Here is a 15,968-nt window from a genome sequence, read left to right as displayed (position 1 = left end):
ATTGCATTAATAAAAGAAAATTAGGAGACTGAAAGTGATTAAAAAAGGCCGTAAGAAAAGAAGAGGGTCAAGCCAATCGAAAACGACGCATCTGACCGTCAAAGAACCATCTGAGCTGTTAAACTTTTTGCTAGAACATTTATCAAACCGGAGCCGCAATTCAGTTAAATCGATATTGTCCCGCGGTCAGGTTTCAGTGAATGGACAAGTCATAACAAAGCATAATTTTCCGCTTGAGCCGGAGCATCAGGTGTCTATCGAATGGCGAAAGGGCCCGAATATTGAATTGACGGGGCTGGCTATTTTATATGAAGATAATGACATTATTGTCATTGAAAAAGAATCCGGATTATTATCGATGGCCTCGTCAAAAGAAAAGGAATTGACAGCCTATAGTCAGTTAATGGCGCACGTTCGCAGCAGCCATCCTGAGAATCGGGTATTTATTGTCCACCGGCTCGACCGCGATACCTCAGGCGTGATGATGTTCGCTAAAAGCCAAAAAATCCAGCAGCATCTGCAAAACACATGGCGGGAATCAGTGCTTGAGCGCACTTATGTTGCGCTTGTAGAGGGAGAAGTCAAAAAGGACAAGGATACAATCATCTCCTGGCTCAAAGAGACGAAAACACTAATGATGTATTCTTCGAGAAAGCCGAACGATGGACAAAAGGCAGTTACACACTATAAAAGGATGCAATCCAACCGGCATTTTTCTTTGTTGGAAGTTAAGCTGGAAACTGGACGGAAAAATCAGATTCGTGTGCATATGAAGGATATCGGACATCCGGTTGTCGGCGACAAAAAATACGGATCGAAAAGCAATGCGATAGGCCGCCTAGGGCTTCATGCGCGCGTATTAGCTTTTCGCCATCCCGCCACTGGGAAGACTTTGCGTTTTGAGGCAAAAGTACCTAAGCCGTTTCGCAAACCGTTCAAAGAACCAAAGAAAAGATGACTTTGACAAACGGTAATAATAAGGAGGGCATTTTCCTTGGCAGAGATTAAATATGAGATCATTGAAAACATAGGCGTTCTTTCGGAATCACCGAAGGGCTGGAAAAAGGAACTGAATCTCATCAGCTGGAATGGAAGAGAACCAAAATATGATCTTCGAGATTGGTCACCAGACCGTGAGAAGATGGGAAAAGGCATTACTTTAACTAAGGAAGAGATCATTCAACTCAGAGCAATGCTGCAAGACTTCCAATAAAAAATAACTTTATTAAGGGTTACAAAGCAGAGCGCAAGCGGCATCTTTTGCAGAATGTCGAGAAGAGGCGATACTTCTTAAATCTCTTTGGCGCAGCCGCTATAACTCACTGTGAAAGATGAACATTAAATCATCTCCCGCCCAGGATTGTCTGAGCGGGAGATGATTCATCAATATGGAAAAAAGCTTATAAGGCCTCAAAACAATATTACGTTTCCTTCGAAAAACGATAACCCATTAAAAACCCTTGGATGAAACTTTCTTCTGCTTCACATATAGCCGCATAATTATAAGCGGCGTCTACATCAAGAAGCTTTCCTTTTTGTTCTTCTGTATTTAAGAGATCAGCTAATGCGTTATATTCACGAATGAGTTCTCTATTTGATTGTCTGACTTCTTTAGATGCCATTCCGATCATCGGATTCTCTAGCATTTTTTTAAGAGCCGCTTCTCTTAAAACGTCTTCTATTGTTCCATAAGGCAAGCTTGACTCGTTATTTTTAAGGTGATGGATTTCCTTTTCATTTCTTTGCCAGGCTTTTTTAACAGCGGAGATTTCGGGCATTTTCTGCACTCCTTTTTTTAGTTTAATAGTATCTTGTCCAAAAAATAGCGATCATAAACTATCAATATTAAAAAATAAATGAATAGATTCAAAAACTTGAAATACGATGAATAAGCATATCTATATTTACTGATCTAAAGGCCGCGGTTGCTGAATCTCAGAGACACCGATATAATGTATTTATCGAAAATTCAAATCAGGGGGAAAATGCAGTTGCCTATAAATATTCCAAAAAAACTACCTGCCCGGGAAATTCTTGAAAATGAAAATATTTTTGTCATGGATGATGAGCGGGCAAGCAGCCAGGATATTCGGCCATTAAATATTCTTATTTTGAATTTAATGCCTGAAAAAGAAAAAACAGAGGCACAGCTGCTCAGGCTTCTTGGCAATACACCGCTGCAAGTGAATATTAAGTTTCTCCATACCGCAAGCCATGAGTCTAAGAATGTGAGCAAATCCCATTTAGAACAATTTTATACGACGCTAGAAGAAGTTAAGAAATCATACTTTGACGGAATGATTATTACAGGGGCGCCGATTGAACACCTCAAATTTGAAGAAGTTAATTATTGGGGTGAACTGACAGAGGTTATGGAATGGTCGAAAACTCACGTAACCTCCTCTTTGCATATTTGTTGGGGAGCGCAGGCCGCACTTTACTATCATTATGGCATTGAAAAGTTTAAGCTGCCGGCAAAATGTTTCGGCGTTTTTAAGCATCAAATCAATTATCCTACGATAAAATTGGTTCGTGGATTTGACGACGAATTTTTCGCACCTCATTCCCGTCATACAAGTGTATCCGAAAAGGACATTCTAGACTGTGAAAATTTAATCTTGCTTTCTCAATCGGATGAAGCGGGTCCGTTTATGATTATTTCGAAAGATGAGAAACATATTATGATCACCGGCCATTTAGAGTATGATGCCGCTACTTTAGGGCAAGAGTACAAACGCGATCGCCATAAAGGGTTAGATATATGTCTTCCTGAACATTACTATCCTGATAATGATCCGACCAAGCGGCCGCTGAATAAATGGCGCTCGCATGCTCATCTTCTCTTCTCCAACTGGCTGAACTACTATGTTTATCAGGAAACGCCTTATAAGTGGGACAGCCTTCAATAAGGCGCGTATGTTGTGCAATGATTTTACTAATAGATTAAGAAAGGAATGCCACAATGAAAATAGCTTATCTAGGTCCAAAAGGAACGTTTTCTGAAGAAGCGGCATGCCGATATTTTGCCCGCGAAGAGACAGATTGGCATATAAGCCATTCGATTTTAGATGTTTTGGAAGCTGTCAGAGAAGGTACGGTTGACAAAGGGGTTGTTCCGATAGAAAACTCGATTGAGGGAACGATCACGATGACAGTGGATGGTTTATTAATGTACGAATTATTTGTTGAAGGCGAAATCGTTTTGCCTGTTTCATTAAATCTATTAACAGCCTCCCAAACGAGCTTGGCGAATATTAAAGAAGTATGGTCGATTGCTCCTGCACTTGCCCAGTGCCGAGAATTCACAAGAAAACTGAAGCTTCCAACAAAGCACTTCGACAGTACGGCATCAGCGGCCAAGGCTGTAAAACATGCCGGTAGAAATGATGTTGCCGCTGTGGCATCTGAGTGGGCGGCGAAGGCATTCGATCTACATGTGCTTGAAAGAAACATACAAGATAACGAAGTCAATCATACCCGTTTTGTGATTGTTTCAAAAGTGCAATCGACACTGGCAAACACTCATAAAACCATGTTAATCGTAACGCCTAATGAAGATAATGCGGGTGTTCTCTCGAAGATTTTAAATGTATTTTCCGCACTTAATATTAATTTATCTTGGATTGAATCCCGGCCAACAAAGAAAAAGCTGGGCACTTATCAGTTTTTCTTAGAAGCAACAGTTGGAACAAATGATCGCTCTTTGGATAAAGCGATAACGATTCTTGAAACGCTTGAACATCAAGTCAGTATTCTCGGAAGTTATCAAACGACGCATCTTTAAATGGTATATGCCGAGGGAGAAGGGGGGGTGCCCCTCTTCTGTTATACATAATAGAAGTCGGATGAAACGGCGAGGAGATACGGTCGTTTATAGAAATCTAATCCCCGCAACCCCCGTACCAAAATAGCGGCAACAGATGCTGGAACCCGGGTATTTCGGGCCATAAAATGCTCTGCGATATCGCTTGGATAATGCGATATCTTTCTTCGATGCTCTTTCATTTCTTCGAATTTTTCCTTTCTGCACTCGCCAGTGCTGGTCTTTTCATTTCTTTGCCCCATATTTATGTTTTTTTTTTTGTTTATTAAAAGGTAATGCTGGCCTTTCCGCTCCCAATAAGGACTATGGGTATAAGAGCTTTTATTTATTGGAAACACTGAGATTAAACAAACCAATCATTTTGGAGGACTATAAGTGGTACAAAATTTTAACGAAAAGCCATCCCGTTTTCCGGAACCGTCTTGGAGAGAGACCGTTGAATTGCCGGCATTTAATCAGTTAAACGGCAATATAGAAGCTGATGTCATTATTATTGGAGGCGGAATCACAGGGTTAACCGCCGCCTATTTGCTTGTTAACGAAGGGCTGAAGGTTGCGCTATTAGAAGCTGACAGGCTGCTTAACGGAACAACCGGCCATACCACAGCAAAGATTACCGCTCAGCATGATTTGATATATGATGAGTTAATGAATCATATGGGGAAAAGTAAAGCGAGATTGTACTATGAAGCCAATATGGGTGCGTTAAAGTTTATTAAGGAAACGATCGATAAGCACGGGATCGACTGTGACTATAGCGAGGAAGATGCTTATGTGTACGCTGTGACAGACCGGTGCGCCAGACAGCTCGAAAAGGAATTTAAAGCTTACCAAAAGTTAAAAATTGATGGCGGCCTTGTTGATGACATTCCGTTTGATGTGAATGCCGCAAAGGCATTGGTCATGAAGCATCAGGCTCAATTTCATCCAATCAAATATTTGGCTTATTTAGTAAAAGTCATTATCGATAAAGGGGGGCTGATTTTTGAAGGAACAACGGCGGTAGATGTTGATAACGGCAGGCAGCCGACAGTGGTCACACGTGACGGTCATCGCGCAGCCGGCCGTTTTGTGCTTGCTTGTTCACACTATCCGTTTTACGACGGGCAAGGTTTCTATTTTACGAGAATGTATGCTGAAAGAGCTTATCTTATTGCAGCCAAAGTAGACAAGCCTTACCCCGGCGGCATGTATATCAGTGCAGAAGACCCTGTACGTTCATTCCGCTCTGTAAAGATTAATAATGAAGAGATGATCCTTATTGGGGGAGAAAGGCATAAAACCGGCCAGGGGATTGATACGCTTGAACACTATAAAGCCTTGGAATCGTTTGGACAGGACGTTTTCGGTTTAAAGGAAACGAAGTATCGCTGGTCGGCTCAAGATTTAACGACTCTGGATAAGGTTCCTTATATCGGCCATATCACATCCAGACATCCGAATATTTTAGTCGGCACGGGCTACAGAAAATGGGGGATGACAAATGGGACAGCGGCGGCTTTATTGTTTCGGGATTATATATTAGATAAGAAGAATCCTTACAAACATTTGTATTCGCCGTCGCGTTTTTACGCTGATCCAAGCTTGAAAACATTTTTTGAACAGAATATCGATGTTGCCGGCCACCTTATGAAAGGAAAGTTCGAATCTCCGGCAAAAAGACCAGAGGACCTATCCAAAGGTGAAGGAAGCATTGTCATATGCGGGGGAGATCGGGCAGGTGCATATGTTGATGACCAAGGAGAATGTCATATCGTAGATACAACATGTACACATTTAGGATGTGAAGTCGAGTGGAACAGCGGTGACAAAACTTGGGACTGCCCGTGTCATGGTTCCAGATACTCATATACTGGTGAAGTGATTGAAGGGCCTGCAGAAAAACCTTTAAAGAAACTCAATCAAGTAAAAAAGAGCCCTGATTGAAGGGCTCTTCCAACATATTAATTATAAGATTTGAAACCAGTTAAATGGCTTTTCCAGTATGGATTATCAAGGCTGACGATTTGAACGCCGTCTTTTTCATTTAGGGCGCCAATCATTTGATTGTTGCCGATATAGATGCCAGCATGGCTGATGCCAGGTTTGTAAGTGTTGCTGAAGAATACAACATCACCGACACTAGGAGTGCTTACTGATGTGCCTTCACTGTAAATAGCAGCTGCGTCTCTGCCTGATGTTTCAATACCAGCTTGTTGCAGAACATATTTTATAAAGCCGCTGCAGTCAAATCCGGCTGGTGACATTCCGCCCCATACATATGGTGCGCCATTATATTGTTGAGCAATGGCAGCGATTTTTGAACCGGAAACTTGACTATTTTGGTCGCCCTGATTGCTTTGATTATTAGACGTTTGATTAGGGCGATAAGACATATCTTCTACATTGGATGATTGATGATTGCTTCCTGATGCAGAAACAGGATGATAGACATTATTGCTGTTAGAACTATTGTTATTTACAGTTGTATTGTTGTTTTGAACAGTATTGCTGTGGTTAACGGAAGTGCTGTTGTTATTGCTGTTGCTGTTGTTGTTATTTGCAGCAGAGTTTCCGTTTAATTTAGCAAATGTGTCCGGACCAGCAATGCCGTCAACAGGAAGACCGTTTGAATTTTGGAATGCGCGGACAGCATCAGCTGTATTTGGGCCATAGATGCCGTCAATTCCGCCATGCAAAAAGCCTTTAGCGTTTAATTTGGATTGAAGATTGCTGACAGCTGTTCCGCGGTCACCTGATTTTAAAAGCTGGCTTGAAGTTTCTTTTTGTGATGTTTGAGTTTGTGCTGTCTGTGTATTTTGTGCTGTTTGTTTATGTACAACCGTTGCTTGACTGTTATTGTTAGATTGAGGTACTAATCCAGCAGATGGTGCGTGTGCTGAAGCGCTGCCTGGATGCATAGCTAACGGTGCGATTGCCATAACGCCTGCGACTGTTGATGTAGTTGCCAATTTTTTCACAATGCCTTTAGGTTTTAACAAAACAAAATTCCTCCTAAAATATTTCTTTTCATTTTTATTTTCATAGATACGTAACGATCCAACATTTTTTACTCTTTTTTTCTCTCTGCTGTCAATAATACTCGAATAATGTAACATGCAGGTTTTAAGAAAATTACATTTTGATTACAATGGGGGAAAATGTCGAAAAAAAAGACCTATAAAACTAGCGGTTTTTTACTAGTTTTTGCAAAAATAGCAAAGGATCACATAGCGTTGTTTTGAGAGCAGAAAAGGAGCAAAAATAGAAGGGGGATTTTAATAGATTAGGGCGGGGAAAATCTATGAAAATTCTCATTTTCTTATTGCAATCAGAGGTATAACTGAAACAAGAGGCTGCTTCTGTCGCCCTTATTGCAATCGGCCGTCTGCCTTATGAAATTTCTGGCTTTGCAAAGGCCGCAGGGGTAGATAGGCAGGGCTCCGGATTCTTCGATTAGACGGCGTGCACCAGCCTTTTTTTCGTAAAAATAGGTTATTTCAATAGGTCGTTGTCCATTTCAGATGGTGGTTATTTTACATACTCTATAGTGAATTTAACCTTAAGGAGGTATGTAAAATGCATTTGGATAACGAAAATATGTTCAATCCAAATTTGGCTAACTTTGATGATATTCATCATCATGGCATGCATCATCATTTTCATGATGGGGGGTATGCAAACATTCCGCATGAACCAATGATGGACTGCTGCGGACCTTGTGAAACAAAAGTGATGCCGGAAGTGATTTGCGATCCTAGGTATTACCAACAAAATTATTATGAAAATGTCATTGTACCATATATTCACCCGTCCCACACTGTACATTGGAAACACACACATGTCACAAATGCCCATTATTTTCCGCATACTGAGTCGGTAAAATGTACAGAAAGCTGTGAAGACGTGAATTGCGGATGTGTACCGCCGCATCATATGCACCACCCTCACCATCCGCATCATATGCATCATCACCATGGAAAGTTCTAGATTATCGGCACCTTAACTGATGATTTAATAGATTCGGTCATTCCGTTTAGTTAATATAAGACGCCATATTCCTAGTGAGTATGGCGTTTGACTTTGCAATTTGCTTTGTGTTACATAAATTTACTCTAATCCATCGCGCCGCATTCTTTGTCATGAGCTTGCTGTCTAAGTTCTTGCTGTGAAGAGAATGGTTATGAGAGGACATCGATTTTCCATGGCATCAGTATCATAATATGAGGTGATATCTTCAGCCTAATAGGTATGTTTTTTGTTGATTCGTTTGACAATAACATAAGTATTTGGGTTAATGGATATAGAATGTTCCCGGTGGCTGATGACTTGATTTAACCAACCCCGCAAATAAGGAGGCTCACGTGATGGATATTTTCTCGATGATTGCGGAAAGCAAGATTCGTGAGGCTATGGAAAATGGCGATTTGGATCATTTAAAAGGCAAAGGCAAGCCGTTAAAGATGGATAATTTGTCCGGTGTGCCCAAGGATCTCCGTATGGCGTATAAAATTTTGAAGAATTCGGGCTATGTCCCTGAAGAAGTGCAATTAAAGAAGGAAATCCTTTCTTTAGAAGATTTAATTTCCTGCTGCGATGATGAAGAGAAAATCGCCTCTTTGCATAAAAAACTTACAGAAAAAACTTTACGGTATAATCAGCTAATGGAACAAAGAAGCCTTATGAAGTCACAGGCCTACTATGCCTATAAGGATAAAATAGCGGATAAATTTAAACTATGAAAAAAAGCCGCAGACACTGATGATGTTTTCAGCCATCGTTTTGTTGGCCGAAGAATATATGTAAAGACGCGCCATGCAAATATGAACATGGCGCTTATTCTATTGAACAGAAAGATGCCGATATAGGATGTTTTGAAATCCATGCACAGGTCATCCTTATTTCTTATTTTCTGTCAACATCCATTGGCGGAAAACCGGGTTTGGCTTTTAATTCATAACGATCTGAAAGTTCTTTCGCTAATTCTAAATCTTGTCCATCAGGATTTTTCTCATATTTCGGTGTTTGCGGTAAATCTTGTTTGTTTTTATCACGTTTTTTACGATGGTGTGATCTGCCCATATTCTCATTCCTTTCTGTAGCTTCTTCTTTATATTGTGAAAGGATATGAGAAAACATGCAAAAGTCCCCTTGTGATTTCACAAGAGGACCAAATAACGTGTCACTTATCCGCATTAATGGCAAAATCCGCAAGTTCACAGGGTCAGGCGCCCAAATAACGATAAAGGAGTTTTTTCAAGAGCGGGGTAATGTATGAAGGAATGTCTTCAACGGTCGGAATAATGAGGCTTTGCCGGCCGTAAATATTTTGCATCGTTTCTTTCTCGCTGTCCTGAGTGTATTCATTGGATAGGAAGACTCCGATAACTTCTACCCCTTTCTTCCGTAAATCAAGAACGGCTTCTTGTGTATCAACAATGCCATTATCGCTGTAATCAAAGGCAGAGGGCTCGCCGTCTGTAAAAACAAGCAGTATTTTATGTTTTTCTGGCCTTTTTAATAATTCTTTAGCAACTGTCCGAATGGCAAAGCCGTCGCGGTTATCTTCTTCAGGATGAAGCTGCAGGATGTTGGCCCCTTGTCCAGGCAGCAAGGATTTCTCGTATTTAATCGCTTCTAGAAAGATATTGGGCTGTTCGCTGTCATCGGCTGACATGGCATCCTCCCAAAAACCTGTTACAGCGTGGGGGACACCCAAAGAAAGCAAAGATTCATGAAATAGAGCGATACCGGCTTGAGTTTCTTCCATTTTGTCGTACATAGAAGCTGAACAGTCGACCAAAAGCGAGAAAACAACATCCAATTCCGTACTCGGCTCTTGCTTTTTGTAAAAAAGCCTTGGGTTATCGTCAGTGACTATTCGCAGTAATTTTTTGTTTAAGCGTCCGAAATGCAAATCCGTTCTTGGGGCGGTTTGCTTTTGTTCAATGGTTTTTTGAATGGATTGCTGAAGGCTTTTTTGTACCGGCTGAATTTTTGCTTTTAACGTTTTATAGGCCTGCAGATCGTTAGGACCAGGTTTTTTGGCACTTTTTATGACGGCTTTCGCGTTCTTATTAATCTCGGCGTATCCAAAGTTTTCTCCGGCTGGAACAGTTCCTTCGCTTTTATGTGTTTCCATATGATTTTCATCAAATTGGCTGCCTTCGGAGTCTTTTGAGGCGCCTTGGACACTGGCCAGCGCTTGATCACCGGACTCAGATTTCCGTTCACCTTCGCCGATGAGATCCGTTTTCTGCCCTTCATCTAAGTCAAATTGCAGGAAATTGTCGCCTTCTTGTTCTTGCTCTTGGTGCCAGGAAGGCATTTTTTCTTGATGCGTTTCTTTCTCTTCCTTATCATCGATCTGTTTAGAAGAATCGCTGATCAGTTCGTTCTTTTCTTCCATAGATGCGCCATCTGTTTCCGTATCATTTAGGGATTCGTACATGATCAGATAGGAGGCCTTCATATCGCCGAGTTCTTGATCAATTTCATTGCCAATGATATGCGCTAAATCGCCAATGTCAGCAGTTGTTTCGGCATTAGGATATTCGGAAACGGCTTTCCGCATGACTGGCTTTATATGAGCAATGGGCTGCGGCAAAGCAATAGGTTTTCCAATCATCTGCAAATAAAAAGCGCAAAACAAAGCATCAAGCCATTCACTTTTTGATTTATGATAAGAAAAACGCTCGCGGAAACGCCTATGAAAGAGATCATGCCTTGCCTGAAAGGCATAAACCATTCCGGGGCGCTCTTTGCAAGATACTTTCTCAAGGCGCATGTCCTCTAACAAACAAAAAATTTGCCTTCGAAATGACGGTGCATTCATTGTGCCAACTTCAGACAAATAACGATTGACCGCTTGGTAATCGGTAAAATGAAGATTTCCAAAAGCTCTTAAATAAATATCACTTTTCATACCGTCTTTTTTGCTTTCATCGAGCAGCCTTGTCCAATAGTGGCTGACAGTGACTGTATCTTCTTCTTTCCTAAAATAGGAATGAAAAGCAAAGTCAACTTTTAAATCTCGTGAGGCAGCCAGTGTTTTGGCTAAATCGGTCAGTTCAATTTTAAGAAATGGATCGATGCGTTTTTCCATAAAGTTTAAGAACTTCATCGTTTTCACCTCTCTTTCTGCATTCAGTCATCAGAAATCCCTAACGCCCAAAAATGGTTTCGGCAATGTTTTGAACCGCCGCTTTTTCACGATCGTCTTCAAGCTTGTCTATCATTGCGCGGCGAATCGCACGTTGCGGCGGCATATATGCTGATAAATCACAAGCATCTAAAAGCGAACGGGTGGATGCGCCCTCTTCAGATATTTGCCCTTCCTTTACTTTTGAAAGAAGATCTTGGCTTAATGTGACAAATTGAGATATGACATGTTCATCTTTAAGCAATGACTGCTCTTTTAACATATTTCCGAGCGCACCTCCTTGAAGGTAAGGCACGTCGATAACAACAAACCGGTTTTTTAGCGCTTCATTTAAAGGCGTCGTACCGACATAGCCTTCATTAATCGCGGCAATAACACTGAATCCTTCTTTGGCTCTTACCGTTTCGCCAGTAAAAGGGTTTAAAACCATTCTTCGATAGTCAAGAACCCCGTTAAGAATTGGCAGTGTTTCCGCTTTTGCCGTATTAATTTCATCAATATATAATATTTGTCCATGTTTCATGGCTTTCTCAACGGGACCTGAAACAAAAGTAATGTGCGCGTTGCTGCTGTCATCATAAGTGAGTGTTTTATAGCCTAATAAAGCTTCAGCATCCAAATCAACCGAACAGTTAATAGAATGCATCGGTTGATAAAACAAGTGTGACAATAATTCAGCAAGCATTGTTTTTCCGGAACCCGTCGGCCCTTTTAAAAGAACATTCTTCCCAAGTGCAAGGGCTGTGACAGCATCATTAATGATATTGGGATCCGGCGCTGTATAGCCTATCCTGCCAATCAGCTGCTGATCATCTCCGGAATAGCGTAATCGGTTTTGTTCATTTATCGTTAAAACACGATCCCGGACAACGTCAGGGAGTGTGTTCAAAAGTTCTCTGTCTAACAAAATAAGCCCTCCATCATATATTTTTCATCCTTTTATTTGGCGTCTTGCCGCCGCTATTTATCCCAAAAATTAATCATAGACTATAATATTCATTAAGTCTAATTCTAAGCGATATGATGAAAAGAGTTAATGGGGGATTTATGGAAGGTTATTTATTGCAGAAATGGCAGCTGATTAGTTAACATAGAAATAGGGAGATATTTCTTTTATTTTAAAATCTACGGAATATTAAATCCTATTATATTATTTTATGGAAGGCGCTTCAGCTCACTGCTATGGATGAGGCTTATTTCCAAGGAGGGGATATTATGACTATCACCGCTATATTACAATACTTTAAAGACTATGAAGATCAGATTAGACATAAGCAAAGTAGATTAAACCCAAAGGCCGGCCACGATGTTAGCTCAGATATTCTAAAACAGCCGGAAGAGCTATTGGAATATTTAAAGGAGCAAAAAGTCAAAAGATTAAGGGATTTTATTAAAGGAAAGGAAAAACAGCTGGAATTTAATCAGCCCTTAAATAGAATTTTAGAAAAGGCCATTCTGCAAAACGAACCAAGAATATTAGATGATGCCATAAGTTTTAGCAACGAGGCAGTTCGATCAGAAATAATTAAACATGCTCAAGAACTGGCTAACGATTCTTTCTGGGTGTGTTATCCGGTTCAAGAAAATAAAGAAACAAGGCGGCCCCTGTTGACATTTGAAATAACCATTCGACACGAAGCTTTAACCATTGAGAGTATTCATGTACATCGTGAAGCTTGTATGTTGGTTATTGCTTATTTAACCGATACAAGTGTAAGAGAGGCTGAAAAAATTTATGAAAAAGATATTCAAAGATTACTAGGACAAATTGAGAACATGAATCCCCCCGACGCCATTGAAGCAGTCATTAAAAATATTGATCAAATGATATTTAAGAGCTTTCCTTCTGATAAGCTATCTTCAATAAAAGAATTTAAAGAATATGCAGGATGGTCACAATTGGCAACAGCATTTGTCACTACTGAAGAAATATCAGGTTTTTATTCACCCCCTTTTCGTCAGGAAATCGAGCTTGTTCAGAAAAAAGCCAACGGCAACTGGCCTCCATTGCTTGCTTCTTATTTAATAGGCGGGGGCAAAGAAAAAACTTATGACAAAATAAAAAATGAAAATTATTTCCACTTAGGCAGCTACACAGATGAGTATCCGGTGAACTTGAAACAGTGGCATATTGTAGGCAATCTGAATAACATACGGTTATTAGCTGTAAATGGACCGCCCGGAACGGGAAAAACCACCCTTCTCAAAGAAATGATTGCTGATACCTTTGTTCAAAAGACACAGCGTTTAATTGACATTTGGGATAAGGAATGGACATTAACTAAAAATGGCAAGACCCAATCTTATATTTCTCCTCTCAAAGGCAAGAATAAAGATTCTATTATTGTAACGAGTACAAATAATAAAGCTGTCGACAACATCGGAAAGGAATTGTTGGCGGAGATTCCCTACTTCGAAAGGTTGGCTTCGGACAACAGCGAGATGAAAGGACTATTTTGTGCAAGGCTGGGCAATAACAAAAATGTCCAAGCCTTTAAACAAAATGTCTTAACAGCGTTAATGAATGCCCTTCAAAATGAGGAAAATGAAAAATATTTTAATAGCAATCAAGCGGTAGAGCAGTTTCAAATCATTGCTGAAAGGTTAAGAGAATTAGAGGCGTCTATCTATTCATACTCGAGATATACACAATTGTGCAAAGACAAAGGTCTTTTAAATAAAGACGGTACACATCATTTAAAATTAGAGAAAGCCAAAGCAGAGTTAGAAAGAGCTCAACAAGCAGAGCAGTCTATCAAAAAACAATTAGGCGATTTATATCAAGACCAAGCATCGCAAACAGCGGATCAGAAAAGTTTACAAGAGGACTGCTCCGCCCTTGAGGAAAAAGAGCGGGCTTTATATAAAATATTGGAAGAATACCGTATTTATAGAAAGCAGAAATGGCTGGCGTTTTTGCCGAAAAGAAAAAGATTATTCCAAAAATATCCAACAGAAGCGTATATTCAGGATCAAATCATTGAAATTAAACAGAAGTTAAGCCATAAAAGAGAAGCATTGGAAAGGTGCGGGCAATATTTACTAAACTTAAGTGATGAAATGGATAAATGCAAGAAGAGACTGGAACAAATGACTTTAGACTGTTATGAAGCACAAAAGCAATGGGATGAACAATACGCGCTTAACCAATTATTGAATCAATGGCAAGAAGCCAAAGAAAATCTGGAAACACAATTGAAAACGGATAATATATCTGCGTTGGATATATATTCGTTGGTTAATCACAAGACAGTGCTTAAACAAAGACATTCCCTTTTTATGCAAGCCCTTCGTGTACATGAGCATTATATTTGGAAAAATCGTAAACAGATATTACATAATTTAAAGCTTGTGATAAAAGATAATCGTTGGTTTTCACCGTTTTTCAGGAATAGTCAAATTGTTTTGGAAGACTTGGAAGAAAGTTTGAGGGGAGTTTGGGAAACTTTTTTTCTTTGTTTTCCTGTCGCTACAACAACGCTGCACTCGTTTAAAGCTTCTCAATTTCCTATGCTGGAAAACTTGATCGACTTATTGCTGGTTGATGAATCCGGTCAAATTTTACCTCATTACTTAGTTTCCCCGCTTTATCGTTCGAGTAGAGCTGTCATTGTTGGGGATATTGCGCAAATTGATCCGGTTCGAACGATATCAGTTGAAATGAGTGATTTAAAGCCTGATGTTCCTGAAAGTCTTCAAGACATGATTGATATATCCTCTAACAGTGCCCAACATTATGCTGACCGTCATTCTGATATTTATGAAATCATGGCTGAAGAACGGGTTGGCGTTATATTAGAGGAACATCGGCGCTGTGAATCGTCAATTGCAGCTTTTTCTAATCATTATGTCTATCAGGATAAGCTGACTATTATAAAAGAAGACAATAACGACAAACTATTTGCGAACAATCTCGTTGCCATTGATGTACGTGGAAAACAAACAAGCAATAATGTGAATGAAAAGGAAGCTGCCCTATGTGAAAAAATAGTTCAGGAGTTTATAAACCGATTCGGTGATCATGTCAAAAACGACATTGGGATTATTACGCCGTTTAGAAATCAGGCTGAGTATTTAAGAAATTCAATCAAAGGAATTGATATTGGAACAGTTCATACCTTTCAAGGTCAGGAAAAAAAATACATTCTATTCTCTGCTGTTGTTAATCAAAAACTCACTCATTTCGTCGGGGAAAGACCTAATTTATTAAATGTAGCATTAACTAGAGGGAAAGAACAGGTCATCTATCTAGGAAATTTGGATACGGCGCTTTCCAGCGGCAATTTCTTGGCGAAAGTTGTCCGCACTATTCAAAAAAGGGGAAGGGTTTTTTCACTTTTTAATACATCGTGGAATTCTAACGATATGAAAGAGGCTGAGAAGGTCTTTCGTCTCTTTACAGATGCCGCAACAGTTAAGGATACACCTTTTGGAAGGTACTTAGCCGAAAAATTCCCTAAAAAAATGATTACAGATCCAAGAACCCATTTTCAAACTTTGCTGCATGCGCTTGAGTCTGCTCAAAACAGTATTCAGATCATTAGCCCATGGATTAATCCATGGATAGATATTAAACTTTTTGAAAAATTGAAATGGGCGTTAGATCATAACAAACAGGTCAGTATCATGTTTGGCTACAATAAAACTAATGCAACATTGGAGGAAATTGAAAAGATATACAAAGCGGATGTTTCTTTTAATCGAAAGAACGCTTTGAAAAATAAGGAAAGATATATTAGAGTATTACGTTTTTTGAAATGCCGTCTAGAGAACCGTTTAATCTATCGGCCGCCCCTTCACACTAAGCTGTTATTGGTTGATGATCAATATATGCTAATTGGCTCGCACAACTGGCTTTCCAATGATGGCAGCCATGCCAATCGAAAAGATGAAGTGAGTGTTATAGTAACAGATAAAATGTCTATCGATTATGTAAAAAGCCATTACGGACTTGAAGTGAATGGCGGCGCACAAACTTAACTTTGGCGGAATAAAGATTTCTAT

At 39.9% G+C, this 15,968-nt stretch carries 14 protein-coding genes; 8 read left to right on the top strand and 6 right to left on the bottom strand.

What is annotated here, in order from left to right:
* Window positions 1-37 precede the first annotated feature (37 nt).
* The gene (locus JOD45_RS10725; protein WP_338056083.1) at window positions 38-958 is read left to right on the top strand and encodes an RluA family pseudouridine synthase; all 921 of its coding nucleotides are present in this window, start codon (window positions 38-40) and stop codon (window positions 956-958) included.
* A 36-nt stretch (window positions 959-994) separates the two neighbouring features.
* On the top strand, window positions 995-1,213 hold the full coding sequence (locus tag JOD45_RS10720) for a YdbC family protein (protein ID WP_205003885.1): 219 nt from the start codon (window positions 995-997) through the stop codon (window positions 1,211-1,213).
* Between the two features lie 208 nt (window positions 1,214-1,421).
* Here the strand turns inward: JOD45_RS10720 and JOD45_RS10715 are convergent, their stop codons facing one another.
* Window positions 1,422-1,778, bottom strand: a complete 357-nt coding sequence (locus JOD45_RS10715; RefSeq protein ID WP_205003884.1) for a hypothetical protein — start codon at window positions 1,776-1,778, stop codon at window positions 1,422-1,424.
* Window positions 1,779-1,991: 213 nt separating this feature from the next.
* On the opposite strand from JOD45_RS10715, the gene metA reads away from it, so the two are divergent.
* Window positions 1,992-2,909, top strand: a complete 918-nt coding sequence (gene metA, locus JOD45_RS10710) for a homoserine O-acetyltransferase MetA (protein WP_205003883.1) — start codon at window positions 1,992-1,994, stop codon at window positions 2,907-2,909.
* Between the two features lie 53 nt (window positions 2,910-2,962).
* Window positions 2,963-3,784, top strand: coding sequence for a prephenate dehydratase (gene pheA, locus JOD45_RS10705; RefSeq protein ID WP_205003882.1), 822 nt, complete (start codon window positions 2,963-2,965; stop codon window positions 3,782-3,784).
* Between the two features lie 41 nt (window positions 3,785-3,825).
* Here the strand turns inward: pheA and JOD45_RS10700 are convergent, their stop codons facing one another.
* Window positions 3,826-4,065 (bottom strand): hypothetical protein, encoded by a 240-nt coding sequence (locus tag JOD45_RS10700; RefSeq protein WP_205003881.1) that lies wholly within the window; start codon window positions 4,063-4,065, stop codon window positions 3,826-3,828.
* A gap of 133 nt (window positions 4,066-4,198) precedes the next feature.
* On the opposite strand from JOD45_RS10700, the gene JOD45_RS10695 reads away from it, so the two are divergent.
* Entirely contained in the window at window positions 4,199-5,749 is a 1,551-nt protein-coding gene (locus tag JOD45_RS10695; protein ID WP_205003880.1) for an FAD-dependent oxidoreductase, read from the top strand.
* A gap of 17 nt (window positions 5,750-5,766) precedes the next feature.
* On the opposite strand, the gene JOD45_RS16780 is transcribed toward JOD45_RS10695, so the two are convergent.
* Window positions 5,767-6,804, bottom strand: coding sequence for a C40 family peptidase (locus JOD45_RS16780; RefSeq protein WP_275583960.1), 1,038 nt, complete (start codon window positions 6,802-6,804; stop codon window positions 5,767-5,769).
* Between the two features lie 577 nt (window positions 6,805-7,381).
* On the opposite strand from JOD45_RS16780, the gene JOD45_RS10685 reads away from it, so the two are divergent.
* Both JOD45_RS10685 and JOD45_RS10680 read left to right on the top strand, forming a co-directional pair.
* Entirely contained in the window at window positions 7,382-7,792 is a 411-nt protein-coding gene (locus tag JOD45_RS10685) for a CotD family spore coat protein (RefSeq protein WP_205003878.1), read from the top strand.
* Window positions 7,793-8,169: 377 nt separating this feature from the next.
* On the top strand, window positions 8,170-8,544 hold the full coding sequence (locus tag JOD45_RS10680; protein ID WP_205003877.1) for a DnaJ family domain-containing protein: 375 nt from the start codon (window positions 8,170-8,172) through the stop codon (window positions 8,542-8,544).
* Window positions 8,545-8,707: 163 nt separating this feature from the next.
* Here the strand turns inward: JOD45_RS10680 and JOD45_RS10675 are convergent, their stop codons facing one another.
* The 3 genes from JOD45_RS10675 to JOD45_RS10665 form a co-directional block, all read right to left on the bottom strand.
* Entirely contained in the window at window positions 8,708-8,941 is a 234-nt protein-coding gene (locus tag JOD45_RS10675; protein WP_338056078.1) for a YfhD family protein, read from the bottom strand.
* Window positions 8,942-9,026: 85 nt separating this feature from the next.
* Window positions 9,027-10,925 carry a vWA domain-containing protein gene (locus JOD45_RS10670; RefSeq protein WP_205003876.1) on the bottom strand — a complete coding sequence of 633 codons (1,899 nt, stop codon included), beginning with the start codon at window positions 10,923-10,925 and terminating at the stop codon, window positions 9,027-9,029.
* Between the two features lie 40 nt (window positions 10,926-10,965).
* Window positions 10,966-11,871, bottom strand: a complete 906-nt coding sequence (locus JOD45_RS10665) for an AAA family ATPase (protein WP_205003875.1) — start codon at window positions 11,869-11,871, stop codon at window positions 10,966-10,968.
* 308 nt (window positions 11,872-12,179) lie between these two features.
* Here JOD45_RS10665 and JOD45_RS10660 point away from each other — a divergent pair, with 308 nt between their 5' ends.
* Entirely contained in the window at window positions 12,180-15,944 is a 3,765-nt protein-coding gene (locus tag JOD45_RS10660; RefSeq protein WP_205003874.1) for an AAA domain-containing protein, read from the top strand.
* Window positions 15,945-15,968: the final 24 nt, after the last annotated feature.

Origin of the sequence: Scopulibacillus daqui, from assembly GCF_016908855.1 — a bacterium.
GTDB lineage: Bacteria > Bacillota > Bacilli > Bacillales > Sporolactobacillaceae > Scopulibacillus_A > Scopulibacillus_A daqui.
This window is presented reverse-complemented; position numbering and strand designations above follow the sequence as displayed.